Genomic DNA, 23456 nt, shown 5'->3' with positions numbered 1-23456 from the left:
AAACGGTACGTCTACGTCAAATTGATGAAAGTCGTAGTCATCAAAAAAACGAGATAGATATGTAATGGCATGATCAATTGGAATTGAAGCGGCAAGCTCTCTATATCTTCTTTCTACATCTTCCTTGCTATCTCCTATAATTAAATCAATACTTGGAAAAAAGAGATGCTTTGATTGTTCAAAGCATCTCCAGTCGTCTGGTCGATCGGTTTTAAATAGCTGTTTAGTTGACTTATCTGCATGTTATACCTACTATCCGGGTAAGTCAAATAAGCTTTTCAAATATGTAGTTTTATTCCTTTAAAACTACAACCACATTTCCTACCTTATGTCCGGTCTCTACGTACTCATGAGCTGCTGGAATTTGTTCTAAAGAGCAACATCTATCAATCACTGAATTTATCCTCCCTTCTTCCATCAGCTTTTTAAGAAGTAATAAATCTTCCGTCTGCACTTTCGCAATTCCTTGCCCTTCGACTGAAACAAAGCGTCCATTTAGAGTCAACGCTTCCTTACACTGGTTTTTTGTAAGTTTTCCAACGGCATCAAAAATAAGATCATATCTTTCTTCTTTTTTAATAAAATCTTCGTTTTGGTAGTCGATGACGTAGTCTGCTCCTAAAGATTTTACTAATTCACTATTTTTAGCGCTGCACACGCCTGTCACTTCGGCTCGGTAATGGCTGGCAAGCTGTACAGCGGCAGTTCCTACGGCGCCTGAAGCACCGTAGATAAGCACTTTTTGTCCAGCTTGAATGTTTCCTTTTCTAAAAAAATGCAAAGCCGTCGTGCCGCCAAAAGAAATAGAGGCGGCTTCTTCATAGGTTACATTCTCTGGCTTTACGGCTATTGTTCCTTTTTCAGGTAAGCAGATATATTCAGCATATCCTCCGAACTTCATCCCTGTCATCGCAAAAAGCTGATCACCTTTTTTGAACTGTGTGACGTTCTTTCCGACTTCTTCTACTTCTCCAGCCAGCTCTACGCCTAGTATTGGTTTTCTAGGCTTCCGTAATCCTAAAACTATTCTCATAGGAAGCCATAATAATAGTGGACTATTAAAGCTCCTCACTCTGCAGTCGCCCGATGTGACCGTGGTGGCATGAACTTTTATCAGTATTTCATTCTCTTTCGGATCCGGCTTTTTCACTTCTTTAAGCTTAAGAACATCTGGTTTACCATACTTTGTACATACCATTGCTTTCATAGCAGCTCTCCTTTTCTCACTAGCATTCAATATATGTTTATAAGCTATGCTCGTCGGAAGCTATTCTTTCACATTTTAATAAGAAAGCCGGTGAATCTACTGTCACATATGGTAAATAAAAGGATATTGCTATAAAATAAGTATAAAAACAGAAAGCGTGGTACGTGTTATTGTTTAAACTTCTTTTAATTGAAGACGATGCAACGCTGTTTAACGAACTGAAAGAGCGTTTGGAGCAATGGTCGTATGATGTTTACGGTATTCGTGATTTCAGCAGCGTTATGCAGGAGTTTAGTGAAGTAAAACCTGATTTAGTTATTATGGATATTCAGCTGCCAAAGTATGACGGATTTCACTGGTGCAGAATGATTCGCTCTCATTCAAAAATCCCTATCATCTTCCTATCTTCACGTGATCACCCTTCTGATATGGTGATGTCTATGCAGTTCGGAGCCGACGACTTTGTGCAAAAGCCGTTTCATTTTGATGTGCTTGTAGCAAAAATACAGGCCCTTCTTCGCCGCGTATATAACTACAGCGTTGAACAAGTAAACCTTCTTTCGTGGCAAGGCGCAACGATTGATTACGAAAAAAATAAAGTATCAGCGGGATCTACAGCTATTGATTTAACCAAAAATGAAATCTTTATTTTAAAATGCTTAATCCATAAAAAGAATACGATTGTAAGCCGAGATGAGCTGATTAATAGTTTGTGGGAAGATAAACGGTTTATCAGTGACAACACGCTGACGGTAAACGTCAATCGCCTGCGAAAAAAGTTAGATGAAATTGGACTAGGAACGTTTATTGAAACAAAAGTTGGTCAAGGCTACGTAGCGATTGAAGAGGAACGCTATGATTAAACTCTTTATTCGCGAGCGTCTAAGCTGGATTCTTTTCTTTTTTATGATGCATCTTTTTATGCTTTTTATCGCTTATATTGATGAATCCATTCCTGTGTCTTCGATTCTTTATATCGTGTTTTTATCATCAATTGTCTTTCTTATTTTTTGCGTCTTCCGCTATCATAAAGAGACAAAATTTTATCAAGAGCTAAAAGATGAAGAGGATTTCTTTGATTCTTCTACTCTTTCTCATCCGCTGCGCCCCTTTGAAAAGATTGTTCAGCGAAATCTGATGCAACAATTAGAACAAGCGAAAAAAGATGGCGTGCAGATTCAGCTGCACATGACGCAGGAAAAAGATGAACTGTTAGCTTGGATTCACGAAATTAAAACGCCGTTAACTGCGATGCATTTAATAATTGAACGCTTAGAAAATCGAGAAGTTAAAGCGAACTTGACGTTCGAATGGCTCCGTATTCACTTTTTACTTGATCAGCAGCTGCATCAAAAGCGCATTTTCTTTATTGAAAATGATATGTATATTGAGCACCTGGATCTAGAGTCCCTTATTTTCACCGAGATCAAAACGCTGCAAGCTTGGTGTATGCAAAAAAATATTGGGTTTGATGTGGACATACAGGCAGAACGTGTACTGTGTGACGCAAAGTGGCTGTCGTTTATTATGAGGCAGCTCTTAACAAACGCAGTCAAGTACAGTGAAGAATCTGACGTGATGATTAGAAGCTACAAGCACCACGGTCAAGTGTACGTCGAGGTAAAAGATAGCGGACGCGGCATTTCTCCTCAAGATATGCCGCGCATTTTTGATAAAGGTTTTACCTCCACTACTCAGCATGAAGACAGCCGTGCCACAGGCATGGGTCTGTATCTCGCTCAAAAAGCGGCGCACGCTCTTTCGATTCACATTGGCGTGAAGTCAGTTCTTAACGAAGGCACGACATTTACGCTTGCCTTTCCTAAATCAAATGATTTTGTTGATATAAAAAGCATGTGACAAAAATGTCACATGCTTTCCTCATTTGTTCGGTGAATCAAAGGAAAACGAAAGTCTCTTTTTTTATAATAAACGTATCGAATCAAAGGAGTGAATACATATGAACATATTAGAAGCTACTAATATTCATAAAAGCTACGGAAATAAATTTAATAAACAAGAAGTATTAAAAGGTGTAGATATTACCATTATGAAAGGAGAATTTGTAGGAATTATGGGCGCTTCAGGCTCAGGTAAAACGACGCTTCTTAACGTGCTTTCTTCAATTGATAAAATCAACGGCGGAACCATCAAAATTGAAGGAAATGAAATTAGCAGAATGAAAGAAAAGCAGTTAGCAAACTTTCGAAAAACACATTTGGGCTTTATCTTTCAAGACTATAACTTGCTCGATACGCTGACAGTCAAAGAAAATATCCTCTTGCCGCTTTCTGTTGTCAAAACTCCTTCAGCAGTAGCTCACAAAAAATTTGACGCGCTAGCCAAACAGCTTGGCATCTACGAGCTGAAAGACAAATATCCAAATGAAATTTCGGGCGGACAAAAGCAGCGTACCTCTGCCGCAAGAGCCTTTATTCATGAGCCAAGTATGATTTTTGCTGACGAACCAACGGGTGCGCTTGACTCAAAAGCAGCCAGCGATTTATTAAACAAACTGACCGAGCTTAATAATAAAAGAAGCGCAACGATTGTGATGGTAACGCATGACCCAGTGGCAGCCAGCTACTGCAGTAAAGTCATTTTTATAAAAGACGGACAAATTTATACGCAGCTGTATAAAGGCGACCAAACGCGAAAAGACTTCTTTGAAGATATTATGAAAACGCAAGGCGTACTGGGCGGAGTGCAAGATGAATATTAATCAGCTCGTTTTCCGCAACTTCAAAAAGAATGTAAAAAACTATTATTTGTACGTTTTTGCACTGATTTTCAGCGCAGCTTTATATTTTGCTTTTGTCACGCTTCAGTATGATCCTGCTCTTGATGCAACCAAAGGCTCCATTAAAGGAGGCGCAGCCGTTCGGGCCGCTTCTGTTTTACTTGTAGCCATTGTTTCTATCTTTCTATTATATGCAAATACGATATTTATCAAACGGCGCAGTAAAGAAATTGGCTTATTTCAGCTAATTGGCATGACCAAAATAAAAATTTTTCGTATTTTGACCGTTGAAAATTTCATGCTGTACTTTAGCTCGCTGATTGTCGGCATTTTAATTGGGTTTTCGTTTTCAAAAGTAATCATCATGATTTTATTTAAAATCACCGATACAAAAGGCATTGCCCAGCTTCACTTCTCAGAAGAAGCCTTGATTCAAACGCTGATTGTGTTTGGAGTCATCTATTTACTGATTATGACGATGAACTACCTTTTTATTAAAAGACAGACCATTTTAGCACTATTCCGCGTTACGTCATCAACAGAAAGCAAAACAAAAAAAATCAGTATTCTTGAAATTATTATTGGAATTCTTGGCATGATCTTTATTGCTTCCGGCTACTATATTTCTGCTAAATTGTTTGACGGATCTTTTACAAGCATGAATGCTTTGTCCATCGCAATGGTATCCATTTTAGCTTCGGTTATCATCGGAACCTATTTGTTTTATAAAGGGTCCGTTCGCTTTTTATTAAATCTTATGCGAAAAAGCAAAAAAGGCTATTTGTCGATTAACGACGTATTATCTCTTTCTTCGATTATGTTTCGCATGAAATCAAACGCACTGTTGCTAACGGTTATTACAACCGTATCCGCTCTTGCTATCGGTTTTTTATGCTTGAGCTACATTTCCTATTACTCTGCTGAAAAGTCGGCTGGAGACTATGTACCTAACGATTTTTCTATCAATAATACAAAAGACGTCGCTTCGTTTAAAGCGGCGCTGGATGGAAAGAAAATAGCATACACAGAAAAAAAGATCGACGTCATCCAAGTAAAAGCAAACGTAAAAAACATCTTAGAAAATGAACTAAAAAGTCCAATGGTGGACTCGTCCGCTATGATGATTCCAATGATTAGTGAAAAATCCGTTAATGGCATAAATCTAGCTCAAAACGAAACCTTGTTTACCGGCTATAATAATATGCTTCAAAAAACAATGGCATTTAAAGATTCAGGGCGTATTGAGCTAAAAGGAAAGCAAAAAGTAATTCCGCAAAAGTTTGTAGGATTAAAGCGAAAGTTTCTTCTATCTATTTATTTTACAGGGGGCGGTTTGCCTACTGCCATTGTAGATGATGCTGTATTTAATGAGCTTAAACAGAATGTAGACCCTTCTATTCAAAAAGAATCGTCTATCTACACTGGAATAGACATATCAAATGAAGATAACTTACAAAAAGCAAATGAGCTTTTCGGAGAGATGAAATTTAGCAATAACAGCTTAAATGATTCCCGTATGGATATGATACGGAGCCAAAAGCAGACTATGGGTCTAATCATGTTCATTGTTGCTTTTCTAGGACTGGCATTTTTAATCACGTCAGGGTGCATTCTTTACTTCAAGCAAATGGACGAAAGTGAAGATGAAAAACCAAACTATACAATTCTTAGAAAGCTAGGATTTACCGAAAAAGACTTACTAAACGGAATAAAAATAAAGCAGCTCTTTAATTTCGGCATACCGTTAATCGTAGGCTTGCTTCACAGTTATTTTGCCGTGCAATCCGGCTGGTTTTTGTTTGGAACTGAACTTTGGATGCCAATGATTATCGTCATGATTATCTATACGGTCCTCTACTCTATTTTTGGTATTTTATCTGTTCTTTACTATAAAAAAATTATTAAAGAAGCTCTGTAAAGATCAAAAGCACAAGCTATAGCTTGTGCTTTTGATCTCTACATGCCATTATTTGCTGGCATTTTCTTTATTTCCCTGACTGGCTGCATGTAAAAAACCTTCTAGTCGCTTTTTGACAAACGGCCACTCGTCGTCAATCACACTGAAAATAACCGAATCTCGTACGTATCCATCAGGTAAAACCATGTGTTTTCTGGCGATGCCTTCTTGCGTGGCACCCAAGCGTTTAATAGCCGCTCTAGATCGATTGTTTCGTACATCCGTTTTGAATTGAACGCGGTGAAGCTTCAGCTCTTCAAAACAGTATTTTAATAATAAATACTTACACTCCGTATTAACCCGGGTGCGCCACACGGATGGATGATACCACGTCCACCCTATTTCGACGCTTTTGTTGGGAAGGGAAATATCTAAAAATCTTGTGCTTCCTATAATCGAATGTGACTCTATATCAAACACAGCAAAAGGCAGCTCTCTTCCTTCCTGCTTTGCTTTTAAAGAACTTTCAATCAGCTGTTTCATATCACTTAGACGATGAACTTTTACCGGGAGATGCTCCCAAATTTCTTTCGGTTTTGCAGCTTCATAGAGTCCTTGCTCATGCATGTTTTCAAGCGGTACTAGTTTTACTTTGGGTCCTACAAGTTCAACTGACTTTAGCATAACCTCGCTCCTTTTTGATACGTTTAAAGAAAATGTTAATACAGGTATACGTACTGAAAAAGGGTCAGTTTCTGCTTATTGTAAGGTATCACTTTCAGCATAATACTAGTTATCAGCTAAGTTTTTTTCGAGAAAATCACTTATTGATTGGAAGGCTTGGTCTGCTGATTCTTTATTAAAAGTTTGTGAAAAAGGATTCATAAACCCGTGAAAGCCGTGAAACTTTTTAACTTCCAAAAGCGGCTCTCTTTTTTGCTTTAATGAATTTATTAGATAGTCCACGTCAAATGCTTCCTCTTTAGTAGGAAAAATAAGAAGAGTTGGACAAACAGGACTTCTATTTACATAATCTCTAATGCGCGATCCATAACAGCCAATCACAAAGTTACACAAATTGTTTTCACTGCATAGCCACGATAGTGTGGCTCCTACACTGAATCCCATGATTCCTACTTCTTCATATTCTTGTTTTAGTTGAATTAACATGTTAGTAATTTGTCTTGAACCCTCATCCATACCAATGTTTTGAACAAAGTTTTGATAAGCCATTCCTTCTTCTTCATAACTATAAGAAACGTCTTTAGATAATAAGTTAGGACAGATAATATCTGCCTCTAACTTAGACAATTCCTGTTTTACAAACTTCATATGATCGTTCACACCGTATATTTCATGAATTAATAAAATGGCTTTATTTAATTTTTTCATTTCTTTTATAAAACAGTCGTTTCTCTCGCCAGTTCACGGTGCAATACGTCTCCCATGCGCTTCATGCCTTCTACGATTTGTTCAGCAGACATATTAGAGTAATTCAAGCGCAGCGCGTTGTTTCTTGTGCCATTTGGAAAGAATGGTGTTCCCGGAACACAGGCTACGTTATTTTTTAGACATTCTGAAAAGATATGTGCTGAATCGATTCCTTGGGGCAGCTCTACCCAAATAAACAATCCGCCTTCTGGCTTACTGTAAGACAAATTCTCCGGAAAAAATTCCTCAATGCACGACAGCATTTGTGTACATCGCTCTTTGTATACGGCTTTAATTTTTTGAATGTGCGCTTCGATATCGTAAAGCTCCATGTACTTAGCCGTTACGCGCTGAGCAAAGCTGTCCGTATGCAAGTCAGCCACTTGCTTAAACGCCACGTACTTATCAATGAAAGCTTCGTCTGCACACACCCAGCCGATTCGAAGACCTGGTGCAAAGATTTTAGAAAATGTGCTGATATAAATAACTCTGCCTTCTGTATCAAAATGCTTAACCGGCGGCAGCGTTTCTCCTGCAAATCGAACGCCTCCGTACGGATTATCTTCTACAATCAGCACATCGTATGCGTTCGCAAGCTCAATCATTCGCTGACGTCTTTCGCGCGTTAATGTGCGCCCTGTAGGATTTTGAAAATCAGGGATCGTATAAATAAATTTAGCATGCGGATTTTCCTGAAGCTTTTTCTCTAGTTCTTCCATAATCATTCCGTCTTCGTCCATGTCTACTTCTACAAACGTTGCATTGTAGGATTTGAAGACGTTGATGGCTGCTAGGTACGTTGGACTTTCACAGATTACTACGTCTCCGTCATTAAGAAACAGTCTTCCTGTAAGATCAATTGCCTGCTGAGATCCAGACGTAATTAAAATGTTTGAAACAGCGGACTCGATGCCGATGTCCTGCATTCGTTTAGAAATTGCTTCGCGTAAAGGTATATACCCCTCTGTTGTACTATATTGAAGCGAAGCAGCTCCGTCTTCATTTAATACGGCGCGGCACGCATCGTTCATTGCTTCAACGGGAAATAGCTCCGGCGCTGGAAGTCCTCCTGCAAACGAAATGACTTCTGGTCGTTCCGTTACTTTTAAAATTTCGCGCGTTTCAGAGGATTTTACAAGACTAGCTCGTTGGGCAAATTTATCTTTCATTGATGATCATTCCTTTTTTAGATTTTAAACTTTTGCAGTGACTCAAACTTTCAATGGTAAAACTAATTATTCGAATAGTCAGAAAAATTAAGACGGATGCTTCTATTCATGAGATTATGCAGCTTTTACAGCTTGAAAGATGCCTTTTTAACAGACAACTAGCATGTGCGTCCTCTCTGACTCTCCCTTTCTCCTTTCAATATATATTTTTCTTATTCCCTATCTGCAATACAATTCAAAGGTCGTACGATAAATGTGGCCTTATATTTAATGTATGTTAAAAAGGATAACATAAAATTCAAATAAATAAACAATAAATTCTACAAATTCTTAATTTTTTATACAAATATATTTATCTCACTAAATGATTCTTCAAAATCATCCTTTTATATATGTATCAAAGAAGTTCATGGCGCAATTATAAACCTAAAATTTAACATTTTCTATTGACTGTTTATATCATTAAATGATATATATTAATTAACGATATATCGTTTAATGATATAAGGAGGTTGAATATGCCGCGAAACGATTCATTAGAGACAGGGGAACTTACCGACACGTCTTACTACATCTTAGTGTCCCTCATAGAAGCAAAACACGGGTATCTTATTATGAAAACCATTGAAGACATGACCAATCAACAGTTTTCAATTGGACCTGCATCCATGTACACCACGATTAAAAAGCTTCTTGCAGCTGAGTTGATTATGCTTTTTAGCGAAAGCAAAGACAAAAAGAAAACGTATGTTGCAACGGAAAAAGGAATTCAGTTTTTAAAAAAAGAAATTCAGCGCCGGAAAGAAATGATTAAACACGCTGAAGATGCTTTAGGAGGTTTATAAATGAAAAAGACAAAATACATAATGAGCGGCGGAACGGCTTTTGCAGAGCAAGAAGATTTACAAAAGCTCAGCGAGTATGCTAAAAAAGGCTGGCTTTTAGATCGTTTTGCATTTTTAGGATATATCTTAAAAAAAGGAGAGCCTCAAGACCTTCAATATTCACTGGATTTTCAGGAAAATGCAGATGATGAATATTTTCTGCTTTTTAAAGATGCTGGATGGCAGCACGTTTGTTCAGAGGGGAATGCCATGCATATTTTCAGCGCACCTCCGGGAACAAAACCTATCTATTCCGATATAGAGACCATTATTGACAGATACAAACGAGAAAAGCATTTCGTAGGGAAAGCAGCACTATCTATTCTTGTTGCTATGGTGTTTTTTCTGTTTTTTAACGCTATGAGCTCATACGGCTGGCTGCCGGAAGCAGTAGGAATGATTAGCGACATTTTATTAATAATTTCAACAGTGCTTCTAGTATTTCCAGGACTTCCTTACCTGGCGTATCAGCGTAAGTTAAAAAAGCTTCGTAACATTTAAAAATTCCCTTTTCATTGACCTGCCGTGTAAAACCCTTTATAATCCTTATTAACTCGATAAGATTTAAAGGTTTTAATACAGGAGTGATGAAAAGTGAAATGGTTTCATTTACTGTTTAATGAACGATGCCTAAAATGCAAGCAAGTGTTAAATACATCAAAATCTAACGCACTTCACGCTACTGTAGTGAAAGTGTGTCCGTCTAACCACTATCAAAAAGAATTTCATCCTGCGCTTGAAACGTACGTGGAAAGTGATGAAGTGTTATAAAAAAAGCTATGGGAATCCATAGCTTTTTATAGTAGCCCCCACCAAATCTTAATTGCCGTTGCTAAAATCAAACCGGCAAGAATCCACTGAAGTACTTTTGTATTCATTTTCTGACCAACTTTTGCACCAATTGGCGAAGCCATCAGGCTGGCAGCAATTAAGATAAGTGCCGGTATAAATGGAACTTGATGCGTTATTAGCTTTCCAACGGTTGAGCCAATGGAAGAAATGAAGGTAACAGCTAGTGAAGTTGCGATGGTAATTCGAGTTGGAATTTTAAGCACTACGAGCATGACGGGAACTAAAATAAAGGCCCCTCCTGCTCCTAATATTCCTGCTACTGCTCCGATAAGCAGTGATAAAATAGAAGCTAACCCTTTATTGAATTGAAGCTTCCCATCTTGAATACAATCTAAATTTTTCTTTGGAATAAACATCATCATAACCGCAATAAGAGCTAACACTCCATACACAACATTTAATCCTTGTTCACTCATATAATGTGAGCTGTAGCTTCCAAGCATGCTTCCGATTAGAATATTGCTGCCCATATATAAAATTAATGATTTGTTTAAAAATCCGCTTTTTCGATACGCCCATACGCCGCCTATTGTCGCAAAGAACACTTGAACAGCTCCTGCACCTGAGACTTGATGAGCCGTTAATGCTCCTACTCCTACTAATGGAGGAATATATAACAACATCGGATAATTAATAACAGACCCGCCAATACCGACCATACCGGAAATAAACGACCCAATAAATCCAATAAGAAAAAGCGTGATGATAAATGTAAGATCCATCTATAGTCGCTCCGTTTCATATAAGGAAAGGGTACCTTTTGCAAGAGATACCCTTTTCGTCCATTTTTTCTTATCCTTTTTTAATCCAAAATTTAAGAACGTCGCCTTCTTCTGTCTGAAGAAGCTCATGACCGCCAGATTTCGCCCAGGCTGCAAGGTCGTTTTTTGCCCCTTTATCCGTTGCGTGAATCTCTAACACTTGGCCAGCTTCTAGTTCATTCATTGCTTTTTTTGTTTTAACAATCGGCATTGGACATGCCAGCCCTTTTGCATCTAGTACTTTATTTGATTCCATTTCTCTCTCTCCTTTGTTTAGGTTTTAGCGAATTGCACAGCGGTTTGGTCCAATCTCCATTTCACGCTGTTTTTCTTCATCTGGACTTACTTTCCCCATATTGGTTTCACGAATTTCTTGATAGGCATTTGGCTGCGGCGGTAAATTATCTGTTACTAAGTGTCTGAACTCTGCTTCGTCTTTTATATTTAATCCATGATTTTTCGCAAACAACGTACCTAACTTTTCAGCTACGCTGCCGTTGTCATTTAGCTCATCAATAATCATAAAATGAGCTGGCAATACGATTAACTCATCTGATAATGCTTTATAGCGTGTATAAAGCGTCTCGCGCAGATCGCCTACCCAGTCTTCAGCCATACCAGCTAAATCAGGACGCCCAATTGAGTCGATGAACAAAATATCTCCTGAAAGCAAGTATTGATTGTCTACGATAAAAGAAGTTGATCCAATCGTATGACCCGGTGAATAAAGAGGCTGAATCGTAATCGTTGTGTTGCCAATTACGACATCACTGCCTTCTTCTAAAGCCTGGTAGTCAAAAATCACTTCTTCTGCATCCTTTGGAGGCAGCCAGTACGCTGCATTTGTTGCTTCCGCAATGACTCTTCCTCCTGAAATGTGATCTGCATGAAGGTGCGTATCAAACACATGCTTAACTGTGACACCAAGCTCTTTGGCGAAATTGATATACACATCTGCCATACGCGTCGCATCAATAATAGCCGCTTCACCGTTTGATACGATCATATAAGATAAGCATCCTTTACCGATACGAACAAACTGATAAATTTCTCCGCCGTCTTTTAAATCGCCGACTTTAACAGGCTCTAAATATTCACTCCACGCTTTCATACCGCCTTTTAGGTACGATACGGTAAGACCCGCTTCTGAAAGCATGTCAGCTACCATCACCGATGAACCTTCTTTGGCGCAGACAACTAACACTTCTTTATCAGAAGGGATTTTTTCTAAGATTTCTTCTACTCCGTCTAAAAGATCGAAGTATGGAACATTTAAATGATCGAAGTAATGACCTTCAATTTTCCAATCGCTAAAATCATTTTCATTACGAACGTCCAAGATAAATAGCGGTTCTTTATTAATAATTTTAGCTGTAACTTCTTTTGCAGTAAGTACATGTACTGTCATATTAAAATACCCCCTTAGGTATATGAAATATCAAAATTTTTTAATCCATTATAATCGATTGGTTATTCTACTTTACCTGTCCAGTCACGCATACCAGGAACCACGTTAATTACGTTTTTAAATCCTTGCTTTTTCATCGTTTGCCCTGCCATTTCACTTCGTCTTCCAGAGTGGCAAATAATATAAATTTCATTCTCTTTATTTAGCTCATTCGAACGTTTTTCTACTTCGCCAAGCGGAATATGAACTACGCCTGGAATATGAGCTTCATCGTATTCTTCTACTTCGCGAACGTCTAAAATATGAAGATGTTCATCATTCTCTACTTTTTTCGCAAATTCTTCTAATGAAATTTCAGGAATTGGCGTTGCGTTTTCTTCAGCGCCGCCTTTACGAAGAAAGTGGTGCAGAACGTCACCTGCTGTCTCTGTACCTAAATACTCATGGCCTGTGCTTTTTGCCCACGCTTGTAAGTCAGCCGTAGAGCCTTTATCTGTTGCTTGAATTTCTAGTACTTGACCTGCTTCTAATTCATTCATTTTCTTCTTTGTTCTTACGATTGGCATTGGACACGCTAGCCCTTTTGCATCTAATACGAAGTTTGCTTGCATCATTTCTTTTTCCTCCTTGGTTTAAATACTGGTAGGGGTATATTTTTGTCTAAAAAAATTAGACCGTTTCCCCTTTCCACTCCATCATTCCGCCGTTCATATTCGTTACACTGTAGCCTTGCTGCTCAAGAAAACGAGCTGCCATACCGCTTCTGCCACCAGAACGACAGACAACAATATAATTCTTTGCTTTATCTAACTCATGCATACGGAATTCCAATAAAGGAAGCGGAATATTTAACGCATTTGGTATTTTACCTGTTTTTACTTCCTCTACTTCACGCACGTCTAAAATGTGAATTTGTTCTTGTTTTTTTACTAATTGTTCTACTTCTTGTGCTGCTATTGCCTTCACGCTGCGTCTCCTCCTTTTTGATTTATCTCCACGTATTCATGCCGCCTTTAACGTTGGTGATGGATGTAAAACCTTGCTTTTTCAACAGTTTACTTGCTTTCATACTTCTCATTCCGCTTTGACAAATAACGACTACTTCTCTGTCTTTTAAAAGCTGGCCTGTTTGCGCTGGCAGTTCTGATAAAGGAATGTTTCGAAATCCTTTAATATGTTTGGTACGAAATTCATGCGGTGTTCGCACGTCGATAAACTGGTTATTTTTATTTTTCAACTTTGCTTTTAACTCCGTCGTGGCTATTTGCTGAATACCTTTTACTGGTGCAAAACGCTGATACAAAAACCACAACAGAAATATGATAATAAGCGCATTGATAATCATATTGACCCTCGCTTCATGAGTTATCTTTTAGATGAATAAGTTTACGTTTCCGTCTTCTGCGTCGGCTAAATACGCCGCTACGCCTGCATAATCAATATTATCTAGCAGTTCTTTTTCCTGTAACCCTAGAAGATCCATCGTCATCGTACAAGCCACTAGCTTCACATCTTGTTCCTGTGCCATTTCGATAAGCTGCGGCAGCGTTAGGGCATTATGCTTTTTCATGACATTTTTAATCATTTTAGGTCCCATACCTGCAAAGTTCATTTTAGATAAGCCCATTTTATCCGCACCGCGCGGCATCATTTTACCAAACATCTTTTCTAAAAATCCTTTTTTCACCGGAACCATTTCTTCTTTACGAAGCGCATTCAATCCCCAAAACGTATGGAATATTGTCACTTCATGGTCATAAGCAGCCGCTCCGTTGGCAATAATATAAGCTGCCATCGCTTTGTCATAATCACCGCTAAATAATACAATTGTTGTTCGTTTCTTTTGTTCAGTCATGTTGTCCCTCCTATTACCCTATGGGGTATATTTAATTCCAAAAAAATTAGCCTTTTTGAATGTAAAAGATAAATGTACTGCCTTCTTCTTTAAAATCAATAAGCTCGTGTCCTGTTGATTTTGTCCAAGCTGTTAAATCACTTTTAGCACCTTTATCTGTTGTTTGCACTTCTAATACTTGACCTGTTGTTAAAGTATCCATTGCTTTTTTTGTTTTGACGATTGGCATTGGACAAGCTAATCCTTTTGCATCTAAAACTTGATCAATTTTCATCGTATTTATCTCTCCTTTTTATATACATATACCTGTAGGGGTATATTATACTAAATAATGATATTCGTCGACCTTAAACAAGGTGACAATGATTAACGACTTTTCACTAACAGCTGTACAGCTTCTTTCACTAAACCTTCCGTTGGCTCTCCTTGCTCCAGGCTTTCTCTGACGCACTGTTCAAGATTGCTGCTTACAATGACTCCCATTGTGCGATCAATGGCACTTCTTGCAGCAGATAATTGAGTCACGACGTCTCGGCAGTCTCTTCCTTGTTCCATCATGCTAAGCACGCCTTTTAGCTGCCCTTCAATTCGGCGCAGACGATTTTTCACTTGTTGATTATACTCCATAATCGAATACCCCTTTCTTTCCTTTACTTTTACACGCTGCTAACTCATAGCTGGGTACTTCAAAACCTTTTTTTCGTAAAAACCGTTCGCCTAAATTTAACTCCACTCTATCTCCGGCAATCAGATGAACGCTGCCCTGTGGAATTTCTGAATAAAAGCGTTTGAGATACGCATACGGAATAACTGTACCAATAGAATCGCGAACTTCATGATAATGGCGAATATCTAAAACCGTTCGCCCACGTTCTTTTGCTTCAGATTCCCGTATGCACTGTATTCCTTTAACGGGATAATAACGTCTGTATGCAATAAATAAAATAGCAAGCAATAACACTGCTATATAGAGCATAACAATCACCGCCTTGCTATTAATTTGATGTTGTTTACATGCTCTATATTATACCCCTATAGGTATATTGTCAAGCGAGAAAATTATATTTAATTTTACTTATTTACATGGATCCTTTCATACGAACCAATCCACTTTATACACCTTAGGAATCATGAATGTTTTCTTTAATCTGCTTTATTGTGTGTACCCCCTCCCCTATAGACCAAACAGACTTTTCCGTTTTCATACATCACCTGGGCTCATATAAATTACTAAAAAATAAGCTTACTGCACCATTCACCATCTGCGCACAAAAGGCCCAGTTCTCCTTGGGAACTGGACCTTTTGTGTTAAAAAGCTGATTAGCTTTGATGATAAATATTATGCCATTGATTCCACGAACTGTGTGGATGCTGCTGGTGCCACTGATTCCATGGCACATATGGATTTTGCTGATGCCACTGATTCCACGAACCGTGCGGATACTGCTGATGCCACTGATTCCAAGGTGTGTATGGATGTTGTTGATGCCATTGATTCCATGTGCCGTGCGGATACTGTTTATGCCACTGCTCCCAAGGTACATGAGGATGTTGCTGATGCCATTGATTCCACGTGCCTTGAGGATGCTGGTGATGCCATTGTTCCCATGGAATGTAATGTTGCTGTCCTTGATGCATATTTCGTCAACTCCTTTTCCTTTGCCACATTATATGTTCATGTTGGGGTTTAGAGCTTATCTATTTTAAAATATAGGCGTTTGATTAATTATGAATTAAATAACACTCTTGTTGTTATGTGGTAATATTAAAATAAAACTTCCAGGAGGATTTCAATTAGTTAAAAACTTGCCTTTGCTAATGGCCATCTTACTTATAGGAGTAAGCTCTTCTCTTATAAGCGGAAGCGCAAACTTATCTGGAAGTATAGAATGGGTATTTCTTATGATTAGCCTTGTTGCTAATATTACTGCCGTGACTGGCCTTTCTTTACACGTACTTGTTTACCTTCCTATGAAAAAGACTCAAAAAGATCTAAAAGAAACGTTTAAATAAATATAGGCAAAAGAAGCAGGTTTCTTATAAGAAATCTGCTTCTTTTGCCTGCTTGTATTAAACTTGTTTTTCTCGACTTCTATACACCAAAAGATGCATGTAGCTCTTTATTCGGAAGGAGATGGAAATCTTGCTGCTTCGAAATGCGATGCATTTTCTGTTGTGACAATTGTGCCGTCAACATTACTTTCCGCGAAGACTTCAACTCGGTCTCCTTTTTCTAAATTATAAATAGTAGAAACGGATACCACGTTAACAAATATAGTGTTTCCTCCAAAGAAATCGTTATCAATCGCGATAACCGCCGTGCCATTGACACGAATTTCTACGCGCGCTCGATAATCGACAGTCGTATCATTAGGGAGAAATCCAATTGTAGCAACAAGGGAATAGACGCCATCTTTTTTGGGACGAAAAACAGACGTAACGGGATTGTATTCATTTGCTAAATCAAATTGTTTAAACTGATAAGAAACTTTTGCAGAAGTGTTTGCTGATATGGGTTGATTTGCAAGGTTAAGAGCACGAAACGCTGAGTCTCTGGTATTGCCTTGTTTGGAAGAACAATGATGATGTTTCTTAGAAAAATGAGACTTTTCTACATAATATTTATCATCTTTTTTAATTGTAATCATCCTTTCTTTATGTGTCTCTCTATTTTATTCATTCGCAGGAAAAATGCTTGGATGCTTGTCCTTTAACACATAATTTTCACTAGAGGAAACGATAGATTTCTGAGTTTCCCACAAAAAAACACCTTCTCATTCGAGAAGGTGTTTTGGAATTAACCTACAATATTATAACCAGCGTCTACGTGTACGATTTCTCCTGTTACGCCGCGTGAAAGATGGCTCAGTAACACAACCGTCATGTCGCCAACTTCTGCTTGCGTTACATTACGCTTAAGAGGTGCTTTTTCTTCAACTTTGTGAAGAATTTGGTTAAAGTCAGAAATGCCTTTTGCTGCAAGCGTACGAATTGGGCCTGCTGAAATCGCATTTACGCGGATATTGTCTTTTCCTAAGTCTAATGCTAAGTATTTTACTGAAGACTCAAGTGCTGCTTTCGCTACGCCCATTACGTTATAGCCTTCAACTGCACGTTCTGCACCAAGATAGCTCATTGCTACAAGAGAACCGCCTTCTGTCATAAGAGGTTTTGCTGCTTTCGCTACAGCGATAAATGAATAAGCGCTTGTGTCTTGAGCAAATGCATATCCGCTTCTTGATGTATTAATAAACTCGCCGTTTAGATCTTCTGAATGAGCAAACGCAACAGAGTGAATCACTCCGTGAACTGTGCCTGCCTCTTCTCCGATTTTTTTGAACGCTGCTTCAATGCTTTCGTCACTGTTTACGTCGCATTCTGCGATTAATGATGCTTGAATTTCGTTTTTTTCTAACAGCTTGTTCAACTTTCCTAGTGAACGTTCTTTACGGTATGTAAAAATTAAGTTTGCTCCTACTTGATGAAGGGCTTTTGCAACACCCCAAGCAATACTTCTGTCGTTGGCAACTCCCATAATCACAATGTTCTTGTTCTTTAATTGTAATAAATCTTCCATATTATCCTCCAAAAAAAATTAGTCATCAATGATGACTAATAGGTAATTGTATAGCTTTATTATAGCACAAAGATGCGCTTAGTTCCTAAGAGTCTTATGAATTAACCAATTTTGGTCTATAAATGACCTCTTATTTGTCCGAATTCTGCAGCCATGTCTGTGTTGTTTCAGCAAATTTCTCAGCCGCAGGCGAGAGATGATAACGAGTAGCTAGACCAATTGAACGGTAGCTGTCCACTTGAAACGGAATGGCACGCAGCTCTTGTGGTATAGCATCTAAAAGCATTTCAGGTAAAATGCTAATGCCTAAGTGATGCGTAATCATCGATAGGATAGCACTTTCATCCATTAATTCAAAGCGAATTTCAGGCTGAACCCCCTGTTCTTCAAACAATTGCTTAATATCATGATATCCGCCGTACGTAGGCATAATAAATGGTTCTCTCTCTAAATCTTTAAAGGAAACGGTTTTTTGATGATACAAAGCACTTTGATTTGATACCACGCACAGCAGCCGGTCTTTTTTTAAAGAAATAATATGAAATTGACTTGAATGCGTAATATTGATAAAGCCGCAGTCTATTTCTCCGCTCAGCAGCCACTGTTCAATTTCAAGGTAATCGCCTTCTTTAAGCTGAATTTGAATCTCAGGGTAGTTTTTTTCCATCAGCTGAATAATTTCGGGGAGCCACTTGGTCGATACGCTTTTAAAAATACCGATTTTGATGGTTCCTTTTGCAAGACCTAAGAGACTGGCTGCTTCTTGATGAACTTTTTCATTTTCTTGGAGCACTTTCCGAATAGCAAGAAGCATCGCTTCGCCTTCTGTTGTTAAGGTAATGCCTGATCTGTTTCGATTCACAAGCGGAAATCCAAATTCTGTTTCAAGATTTGTAATGGCATGACTGACCGCTGACTGCGTGAGCGCCAGCGCATCTGCCGCTTTTGTAAAGCTTCTCACTTCCGCTACTTTGTTTAAAATTTCATATTTCACTAAGCTCATTTTCTCCCGCCTTAACATGAATTTAATTCACGTTCATCATTATAAAGATTCATTTTATTAATATCAAATTCCTTTGTATACTGTGAGTACATCATAAACAATGGAGGGTTGAACGTGAGTTACCGCACACGAGCAAATATGATGATGGTTGGTGTAAATGTATTTTGGGGCATGTCGTACGTGTTTATGAAAATGGGGCTGAGTTCGCTCGGGTCATTTACTATCATTGCACTTAGATGTTTAATTGCTTTTTTGATTGCCGGACTATTTTTCTATAAGCCTTTACTACATATCACGCGCAAAACAATTTTATCATCAGCTATTTTAGGCTTTTTACTGTTTTCAGTTTTTTCATTTGTCACGTTTGGCGTCAGCATGACGTCTGCTTCAAATGCCGGATTTCTTGTCAGTTTAACGGTCATTTTTGTTCCATTGCTCAACTGCCTGCTAGTAAAGAAGCTTCCTTCTTGGCCGATTGGACTTGGAGTTATCGTTACCCTAACTGGTATAGGTGTTTTAACTTTAAAGCACTCCTTTCATATGAATACTGGTGATGTACTTTGCATTGGAACGGCGCTATGTTATGCCATTCATATTACGCTGACCGGCACGTTTACGAAAAACGAAAATCCAATTGCTCTCGGCATTTTACAGCTAGGTTTTGCTGGATTATTTGCACTGATTTGCAGCTTTTTATTTGAACACCCCAGCATTCCAGCTACTTTATCATCATGGATTGCGATTTTAGGACTTGGCGTTCTTTGCAGCGCGTTTGGATTCATTTGTCAAGCTATTGCGCAGCGCTATACAACGCCTACTCACACAGGTCTTATTTTTGCAACAGAGCCGATTTTTGCTTCGCTGTTTGCCGTTCTCTTTTTGCACGAGCTGTTTACGCTTAAAGAACTGATTGGTTCTGTTATTGTAGTCGCGGGGATTTTAATTGCTCAGTTAGACGATTTACTATTGAAAAAAAGAGTTCATTATCAAGAGACATTGCCAAAGTAAAAGCCGCTAGATAAGAATCTAGTGGCTCATTTTATACCCCATATGTATAAAACTTTTTATCTACGTTCATCACCGGGAAATTCGCAGGCAGCTTTTCTTTCTCTATAGCTTGAAATCCATTTTTCTCATAAAATCGATGGGCAGCCCTATATTGTAAGGTGGTTCCTAAGTATATTCTTTCCACTTCTTTCTCTTTGGCCCACGCGATGGCTGTATACAATAAACGGTGAGCTGTTTTGACGCTTGCTCCTCTATAAGACTTTGCTACAAACATTTTCCGCAGCGCTACTTGACGGCTGCCAATGTCTATTAAAGCTACGCTTCCTACTACTTTTTCGTTGCAAACAGCCACCCAGAAGTTTCCGTTTCCCCGTTGATAAAAGCTTTCGATTTTAAATAAATCAGGCTGATCTTTTTCCGTTATTGGAATTTGGTATTCTTGCTGCTGAATATGAAGAATTAAATCCACTACTTGCTGTTGATACTTGCTAGCATATGGCTGAATAATGATACTTTCACTCAAAACCTCCACCGCCTCTAATCAGTTTACTCCATCTTACTTTTGACTATTTTTAATACTGCATGACCTATGTTCATTATAAAACCAATTACGGTACCTGCAAGAATCGATATTACACCTACAGCGATAAAATCGCCTTTAGTCGGCTGAAATAAATTCATAGAAAGCAAACCAAACATAAAAAGCATCGGAATAAGATAACTCAGCATCTTTTTCAACTTAGCACCTCTTTCCCTTATCTCCATAAATCCTGTAACCATTTTATCGTATAAGAATTTCCTATTTATTACAATCTTTATCTTATTTCATATTTTTATTGAAGAAATGAAAAAAAGTGCCTGCCTCTCGTCCTGCCTAGTTGAGAGACGGACACTTTTTTATAAAACGTGACTCGTTGCTTGTAAAAAGAACTGAGACTGTTCGTAGTTATACGTTACTTTTGAAAAGTCAAACGGCTGGCCGTTCGCTAAGTGAAAGAGCGTTTCAATAAATAATTTAGGATCGCCTTCTTTTAATCCTAAGTATGTAGCTTCTTCTCCGTTCAGCTTACCGACGTGAAGATATAGATCAGAAAACCCGATTTTTAAGCCAAGCCCTTCTTTAATGTAATGAAAAATAGACTCTGACACAATTTCGTTATTTAAGTATGTAACGATGGATTTATTATAAAACGATTCTTCTAGACACAGCGTCTGGCCGTTGATATATCGTACTCTTTTGACATAATACGCGTCGCTACCTTCGGCTATGTTTAAATTTAACGCGGCTTCTTGCGTCGGCTTTCGTACATCTAGCTCAATCACTTCCGATGTTAAATGAAAATCTTCTAGTTCGCTTGTAAATCCTTGGTTAGAAAGCAAGCCGATATATCCTGTTCGCTTATGGCGGCGGACAAAAATGCCGCTTCCTCTCACTTGAAAAACAACGCCTTTTTTCTCTAGCAGATCTAAGGCCTTTGTTACGGTACTTTTGCTCGCCTTGAATTGCGCCATCAGCGTTTCTAATACCGGCAGCTTATCTCCTTGCTGAAGCTTATGGTCTTCAATATAGGTTTCAATTTCAATTGCAATTTGTTGGTATTTGATCATAGCTATACCTCTTCACTAAATTTGTCTCGAGAATAACACGATTATACCATAATCTAACTGCATACCCTAAACTTAAATTATTTATTGATTATTATTTTATTTGGGTATTGATAAATTGTATCGATACAATTATACTGAAAGCGTATACTCAACAAGGGGGTTAAACGTATGGGAGGTAAAATTAGAGATTATCACAAGCTTGCGGCAGACATTTTAGATGCGGTGGGCGGCGAAGAAAATATTGTAAGCGCTACACGCTGCGCTACGAGGCTGCGAATTGTGTTAAAACGTTCCAAGCCAGAAGCCAAACGCACGGTGTCTTCTATGCCAGGTGTCATTACGGTGGTTGAAAACAGCGGACAGTTTCAAGTTGTTATTGGGCAACATGTGGGAGACGTTTATGAAGAGTTTGCTAGTTTAGTAAACTTGGATACCACAGAGGAGCAAACTGAAAATAAAGGGACAATCTTAAATCGCGTGATTGCTACAATGTCTGCTGTGTTTGCGCCGTTTGTATACATCTTGGCAGCAGCAGGAATTTTGCAGGGCTCGTTAATTTTAATTAATTTAGTCTCTGGCAGCTTTGCAAAAACAGGCACGTATCAAGTATTAAGCTTCATTTCATGGGCACCATTTGTTTTTTTACCTATTTTTATTGCCATTACAGCATCCAAGCATTTTAAAACCAACACCTACATCGCAGTGGCGTGCTGTGCCGCATTAGTCAGTCCAACATGGGCAGAAATGGCAGCCAAAATTGCCGACGGAAGCAGCATTACGTTTTTAGGTCTTTCTCTATCGGAAACGGTCTATACTTCTTCTGTTTTACCGCCTTTATTTTTAGTATGGATTTTGTCTTATCTTGAAAGGTTCCTAAATAAGAGCATTCATGAAGTCGTTAGACCGCTGTTTGTCCCATTTTTATGTATGGTAATTATGGTTCCAGTAACAATTTTACTTATTGGTCCTGTTACTACGATGGGTGCTAACGGAATCGCTCACGGCTATAACTTTTTAGCTGAAAACGTACCTGCTTTAGCTGGAGCAATCATTGGAGGGTTCTGGCAAATTGTTGTTATCTTCGGGGTACACTGGGGAATTACGCCGATGGTACTTGCTAACTTTGACTTAAACGGCAGAGATTCATTTCAAGCGTATCAAACAATTGCCGTAGTGGCTCAAGTTGGAGCGGTACTTGGGGTTATTTTAAAAGCAAAAAGCCAAGAAGCACGCAAAGTGAGCGTATCAGCCGGGATAACAGGGCTATTTGGTATTACAGAACCGGCCATTTACGGCGTGAACTTACGTTTTAAAAAGCCGTTTATCTTTGGATGCATTTCAGGTGCTGTTGGTGCTGTTGTAGCAAGCTTCTTTCACCCTTATTACTTTGCTTACGCAGGATTACCGGGCCCGCTGACTGTTGTAAACGGTATCAGTCAAGACTATCCGATGTCGATTTGGGGAATTTTAATTGGATGTGCCATTGCGATTATTCTTCCCGTTGTGCTTATTCAAGTGTTTGGTTACGGAGAAGATGCAGCAAAAGAAGCAGCTACTGCTCCTTTAAACGAAGTAGCCGTCAGCAACCCGAACGAAAATGAAGAAACGATCAGCGCACCGTTTAGCGGAAAAGTCATTCCTCTTTCTAGGGTACCGGACGAAGTATTCAGCTCAGGTGCGATGGGAGAAGGATTAGCGATTGATCCTTCAGATAATAAGCTTTATGCACCTTTTGACGGAACGGTTGTTATGGTAGCACCAACAAAGCACGCCATCGGTCTTCGATCAGAATACGGCGTTGAATTACTTGTTCATATTGGATTAGATACCGTTACGTTAGACGGCAAGCCGTTTACGCTGCATGTGGAAGACGGTGTAAAGTTTAAAAAAGGCGATTTACTGATTGAATTTGATAAAGAATTTATTGAAACACAGGGATTACAAACGATCACGCCGGTTATTATCACCAATTCAAGCGCTTATCGAGAAGTGATTGTTGAAGATATTGAAAATAGCGGGCTACATCAAACATTATTTACCGTAGTGAAATAAGGAG

31 protein-coding genes are annotated in these 23456 nt (G+C 38.6%); 10 read left to right on the top strand and 21 right to left on the bottom strand.

Annotated elements, in window-relative coordinates; translation table 11 throughout:
- Positions 1 to 292: 292 nt before the first annotated feature.
- On the bottom strand, positions 293 to 1207 hold the full coding sequence (locus ACOZIR_RS07920; RefSeq protein WP_045290663.1) for an NAD(P)-dependent alcohol dehydrogenase: 915 nt from the start codon (positions 1205 to 1207) through the stop codon (positions 293 to 295).
- A gap of 170 nt (positions 1208 to 1377) precedes the next feature.
- Between ACOZIR_RS07920 and ACOZIR_RS07915 the strand changes: the two genes are divergently transcribed.
- The 4 genes from ACOZIR_RS07915 (at position 1378) to ACOZIR_RS07900 (ending at position 5865) form a co-directional block, all read left to right on the top strand.
- A complete protein-coding gene (locus tag ACOZIR_RS07915; protein WP_045291047.1) occupies positions 1378 to 2070 on the top strand; it encodes a response regulator transcription factor in 693 nt (230 codons plus the stop codon).
- Positions 2063 to 3067 (top strand): sensor histidine kinase, encoded by a 1005-nt coding sequence (locus ACOZIR_RS07910; RefSeq protein WP_045290666.1) that lies wholly within the window; start codon positions 2063 to 2065, stop codon positions 3065 to 3067. The genes ACOZIR_RS07915 and ACOZIR_RS07910 overlap by 8 nt, the downstream gene beginning before the upstream one ends.
- 100 nt (positions 3068 to 3167) lie before the next feature.
- Positions 3168 to 3929: an ABC transporter ATP-binding protein gene (locus ACOZIR_RS07905; protein ID WP_045290669.1), complete on the top strand. Its 762-nt coding sequence runs from the start codon at positions 3168 to 3170 to the stop codon at positions 3927 to 3929.
- Positions 3919 to 5865, top strand: coding sequence for an ABC transporter permease (locus ACOZIR_RS07900; RefSeq protein ID WP_045290671.1), 1947 nt, complete (start codon positions 3919 to 3921; stop codon positions 5863 to 5865). The genes ACOZIR_RS07905 and ACOZIR_RS07900 overlap by 11 nt, the downstream gene beginning before the upstream one ends.
- 48 nt (positions 5866 to 5913) lie before the next feature.
- On the opposite strand, the gene ACOZIR_RS07895 is transcribed toward ACOZIR_RS07900, so the two are convergent.
- The 3 genes from ACOZIR_RS07895 to ACOZIR_RS07885 all read right to left on the bottom strand — a co-directional run bounded on the left by ACOZIR_RS07895 (position 5914) and on the right by ACOZIR_RS07885 (position 8444).
- On the bottom strand, positions 5914 to 6528 hold the full coding sequence (locus ACOZIR_RS07895) for a GNAT family N-acetyltransferase (RefSeq protein WP_045290673.1): 615 nt from the start codon (positions 6526 to 6528) through the stop codon (positions 5914 to 5916).
- Positions 6529 to 6633: 105 nt separating this feature from the next.
- Positions 6634 to 7236, bottom strand: coding sequence for a dienelactone hydrolase family protein (locus ACOZIR_RS07890; RefSeq protein ID WP_045290675.1), 603 nt, complete (start codon positions 7234 to 7236; stop codon positions 6634 to 6636).
- Between the two features lie 5 nt (positions 7237 to 7241).
- Positions 7242 to 8444, bottom strand: coding sequence for a PLP-dependent aminotransferase family protein (locus tag ACOZIR_RS07885; RefSeq protein WP_310877903.1), 1203 nt, complete (start codon positions 8442 to 8444; stop codon positions 7242 to 7244).
- 518 nt (positions 8445 to 8962) lie between these two features.
- On the opposite strand from ACOZIR_RS07885, the gene ACOZIR_RS07880 reads away from it, so the two are divergent.
- The 3 genes from ACOZIR_RS07880 (at position 8963) to ACOZIR_RS07870 (ending at position 10099) form a co-directional block, all read left to right on the top strand.
- Positions 8963 to 9289, top strand: a complete 327-nt coding sequence (locus tag ACOZIR_RS07880; RefSeq protein WP_028409358.1) for a PadR family transcriptional regulator — start codon at positions 8963 to 8965, stop codon at positions 9287 to 9289.
- Positions 9290 to 9829 (top strand): DUF2812 domain-containing protein, encoded by a 540-nt coding sequence (locus ACOZIR_RS07875; protein ID WP_045290678.1) that lies wholly within the window; start codon positions 9290 to 9292, stop codon positions 9827 to 9829. It abuts the gene before it with no gap.
- 93 nt (positions 9830 to 9922) lie between these two features.
- Positions 9923 to 10099: a hypothetical protein gene (locus ACOZIR_RS07870; RefSeq protein ID WP_421535545.1), complete on the top strand. Its 177-nt coding sequence runs from the start codon at positions 9923 to 9925 to the stop codon at positions 10097 to 10099.
- A gap of 26 nt (positions 10100 to 10125) precedes the next feature.
- On the opposite strand, the gene ACOZIR_RS07865 is transcribed toward ACOZIR_RS07870, so the two are convergent.
- The 11 genes from ACOZIR_RS07865 to ACOZIR_RS07815 all read right to left on the bottom strand — a co-directional run bounded on the left by ACOZIR_RS07865 (position 10126) and on the right by ACOZIR_RS07815 (position 15842).
- Complete coding sequence (locus tag ACOZIR_RS07865) at positions 10126 to 10902, bottom strand: sulfite exporter TauE/SafE family protein (protein ID WP_045290680.1); 777 nt, start codon at positions 10900 to 10902, stop codon at positions 10126 to 10128.
- A 70-nt stretch (positions 10903 to 10972) separates the two neighbouring features.
- Positions 10973 to 11197 (bottom strand): sulfurtransferase TusA family protein, encoded by a 225-nt coding sequence (locus tag ACOZIR_RS07860; protein ID WP_028409361.1) that lies wholly within the window; start codon positions 11195 to 11197, stop codon positions 10973 to 10975.
- 24 nt (positions 11198 to 11221) lie between these two features.
- The gene (locus ACOZIR_RS07855) at positions 11222 to 12349 is read right to left on the bottom strand and encodes an MBL fold metallo-hydrolase (RefSeq protein ID WP_421535544.1); all 1128 of its coding nucleotides are present in this window, start codon (positions 12347 to 12349) and stop codon (positions 11222 to 11224) included.
- Between the two features lie 62 nt (positions 12350 to 12411).
- Positions 12412 to 12963 carry a sulfurtransferase TusA family protein gene (locus ACOZIR_RS07850; RefSeq protein WP_045290682.1) on the bottom strand — a complete coding sequence of 184 codons (552 nt, stop codon included), beginning with the start codon at positions 12961 to 12963 and terminating at the stop codon, positions 12412 to 12414.
- A gap of 55 nt (positions 12964 to 13018) precedes the next feature.
- Complete coding sequence (locus ACOZIR_RS07845) at positions 13019 to 13315, bottom strand: rhodanese-like domain-containing protein (protein ID WP_045290683.1); 297 nt, start codon at positions 13313 to 13315, stop codon at positions 13019 to 13021.
- Between the two features lie 22 nt (positions 13316 to 13337).
- Positions 13338 to 13694: a rhodanese-like domain-containing protein gene (locus tag ACOZIR_RS07840; protein ID WP_045290684.1), complete on the bottom strand. Its 357-nt coding sequence runs from the start codon at positions 13692 to 13694 to the stop codon at positions 13338 to 13340.
- A gap of 27 nt (positions 13695 to 13721) precedes the next feature.
- Positions 13722 to 14204: a DsrE/DsrF/DrsH-like family protein gene (locus tag ACOZIR_RS07835; RefSeq protein ID WP_045290686.1), complete on the bottom strand. Its 483-nt coding sequence runs from the start codon at positions 14202 to 14204 to the stop codon at positions 13722 to 13724.
- A gap of 46 nt (positions 14205 to 14250) precedes the next feature.
- A complete protein-coding gene (locus ACOZIR_RS07830) occupies positions 14251 to 14478 on the bottom strand; it encodes a sulfurtransferase TusA family protein (protein WP_045290688.1) in 228 nt (75 codons plus the stop codon).
- A 92-nt stretch (positions 14479 to 14570) separates the two neighbouring features.
- On the bottom strand, positions 14571 to 14831 hold the full coding sequence (locus tag ACOZIR_RS07825) for a metal-sensitive transcriptional regulator (protein ID WP_045290690.1): 261 nt from the start codon (positions 14829 to 14831) through the stop codon (positions 14571 to 14573).
- Complete coding sequence (locus ACOZIR_RS07820) at positions 14821 to 15180, bottom strand: hypothetical protein (RefSeq protein ID WP_045290691.1); 360 nt, start codon at positions 15178 to 15180, stop codon at positions 14821 to 14823. Before ACOZIR_RS07820 ends, ACOZIR_RS07825 begins: the two co-directional genes overlap by 11 nt.
- Before the next feature lie 344 nt (positions 15181 to 15524).
- Positions 15525 to 15842, bottom strand: a complete 318-nt coding sequence (locus ACOZIR_RS07815; protein WP_045290693.1) for a hypothetical protein — start codon at positions 15840 to 15842, stop codon at positions 15525 to 15527.
- Between the two features lie 180 nt (positions 15843 to 16022).
- Here ACOZIR_RS07815 and ACOZIR_RS07810 point away from each other — a divergent pair, with 180 nt between their 5' ends.
- The gene (locus ACOZIR_RS07810) at positions 16023 to 16217 is read left to right on the top strand and encodes a hypothetical protein (RefSeq protein ID WP_310877986.1); all 195 of its coding nucleotides are present in this window, start codon (positions 16023 to 16025) and stop codon (positions 16215 to 16217) included.
- A 107-nt stretch (positions 16218 to 16324) separates the two neighbouring features.
- Here the strand turns inward: ACOZIR_RS07810 and ACOZIR_RS07805 are convergent, their stop codons facing one another.
- The 3 genes from ACOZIR_RS07805 to ACOZIR_RS07795 form a co-directional block, all read right to left on the bottom strand.
- Complete coding sequence (locus tag ACOZIR_RS07805; RefSeq protein WP_045290697.1) at positions 16325 to 16852, bottom strand: hypothetical protein; 528 nt, start codon at positions 16850 to 16852, stop codon at positions 16325 to 16327.
- A gap of 149 nt (positions 16853 to 17001) precedes the next feature.
- Positions 17002 to 17781, bottom strand: a complete 780-nt coding sequence (fabI, locus tag ACOZIR_RS07800; RefSeq protein WP_014459159.1) for an enoyl-ACP reductase FabI — start codon at positions 17779 to 17781, stop codon at positions 17002 to 17004.
- Positions 17782 to 17911: 130 nt separating this feature from the next.
- Entirely contained in the window at positions 17912 to 18784 is an 873-nt protein-coding gene (locus ACOZIR_RS07795) for a LysR family transcriptional regulator (protein ID WP_045290700.1), read from the bottom strand.
- 114 nt (positions 18785 to 18898) lie between these two features.
- Between ACOZIR_RS07795 and ACOZIR_RS07790 the strand changes: the two genes are divergently transcribed.
- On the top strand, positions 18899 to 19792 hold the full coding sequence (locus tag ACOZIR_RS07790) for a DMT family transporter (protein WP_045290704.1): 894 nt from the start codon (positions 18899 to 18901) through the stop codon (positions 19790 to 19792).
- Between the two features lie 31 nt (positions 19793 to 19823).
- Here ACOZIR_RS07790 and ACOZIR_RS07785 read toward each other — a convergent pair whose 3' ends face one another.
- From ACOZIR_RS07785 to ACOZIR_RS07775, 3 genes are all read right to left on the bottom strand, one after another.
- Entirely contained in the window at positions 19824 to 20315 is a 492-nt protein-coding gene (locus ACOZIR_RS07785; RefSeq protein ID WP_045290707.1) for a GNAT family N-acetyltransferase, read from the bottom strand.
- Positions 20316 to 20338: 23 nt separating this feature from the next.
- Positions 20339 to 20521: a hypothetical protein gene (locus tag ACOZIR_RS07780; protein ID WP_237758407.1), complete on the bottom strand. Its 183-nt coding sequence runs from the start codon at positions 20519 to 20521 to the stop codon at positions 20339 to 20341.
- A 168-nt stretch (positions 20522 to 20689) separates the two neighbouring features.
- Entirely contained in the window at positions 20690 to 21400 is a 711-nt protein-coding gene (locus ACOZIR_RS07775) for a GntR family transcriptional regulator (RefSeq protein WP_045290709.1), read from the bottom strand.
- Positions 21401 to 21568: 168 nt separating this feature from the next.
- Between ACOZIR_RS07775 and ACOZIR_RS07770 the strand changes: the two genes are divergently transcribed.
- A complete protein-coding gene (locus ACOZIR_RS07770) occupies positions 21569 to 23452 on the top strand; it encodes a beta-glucoside-specific PTS transporter subunit IIABC (protein WP_045290710.1) in 1884 nt (627 codons plus the stop codon).
- Positions 23453 to 23456: the final 4 nt, after the last annotated feature.

This window comes from Priestia sp. D3YE.R1 (genome assembly GCF_049199565.1).
Classification (GTDB): domain Bacteria; phylum Bacillota; class Bacilli; order Bacillales; family Bacillaceae_H; genus Priestia; species Priestia aryabhattai.
Note: the sequence above shows the minus strand (reverse complement) of the source record. Positions and strands in the feature narration are given on the sequence as shown.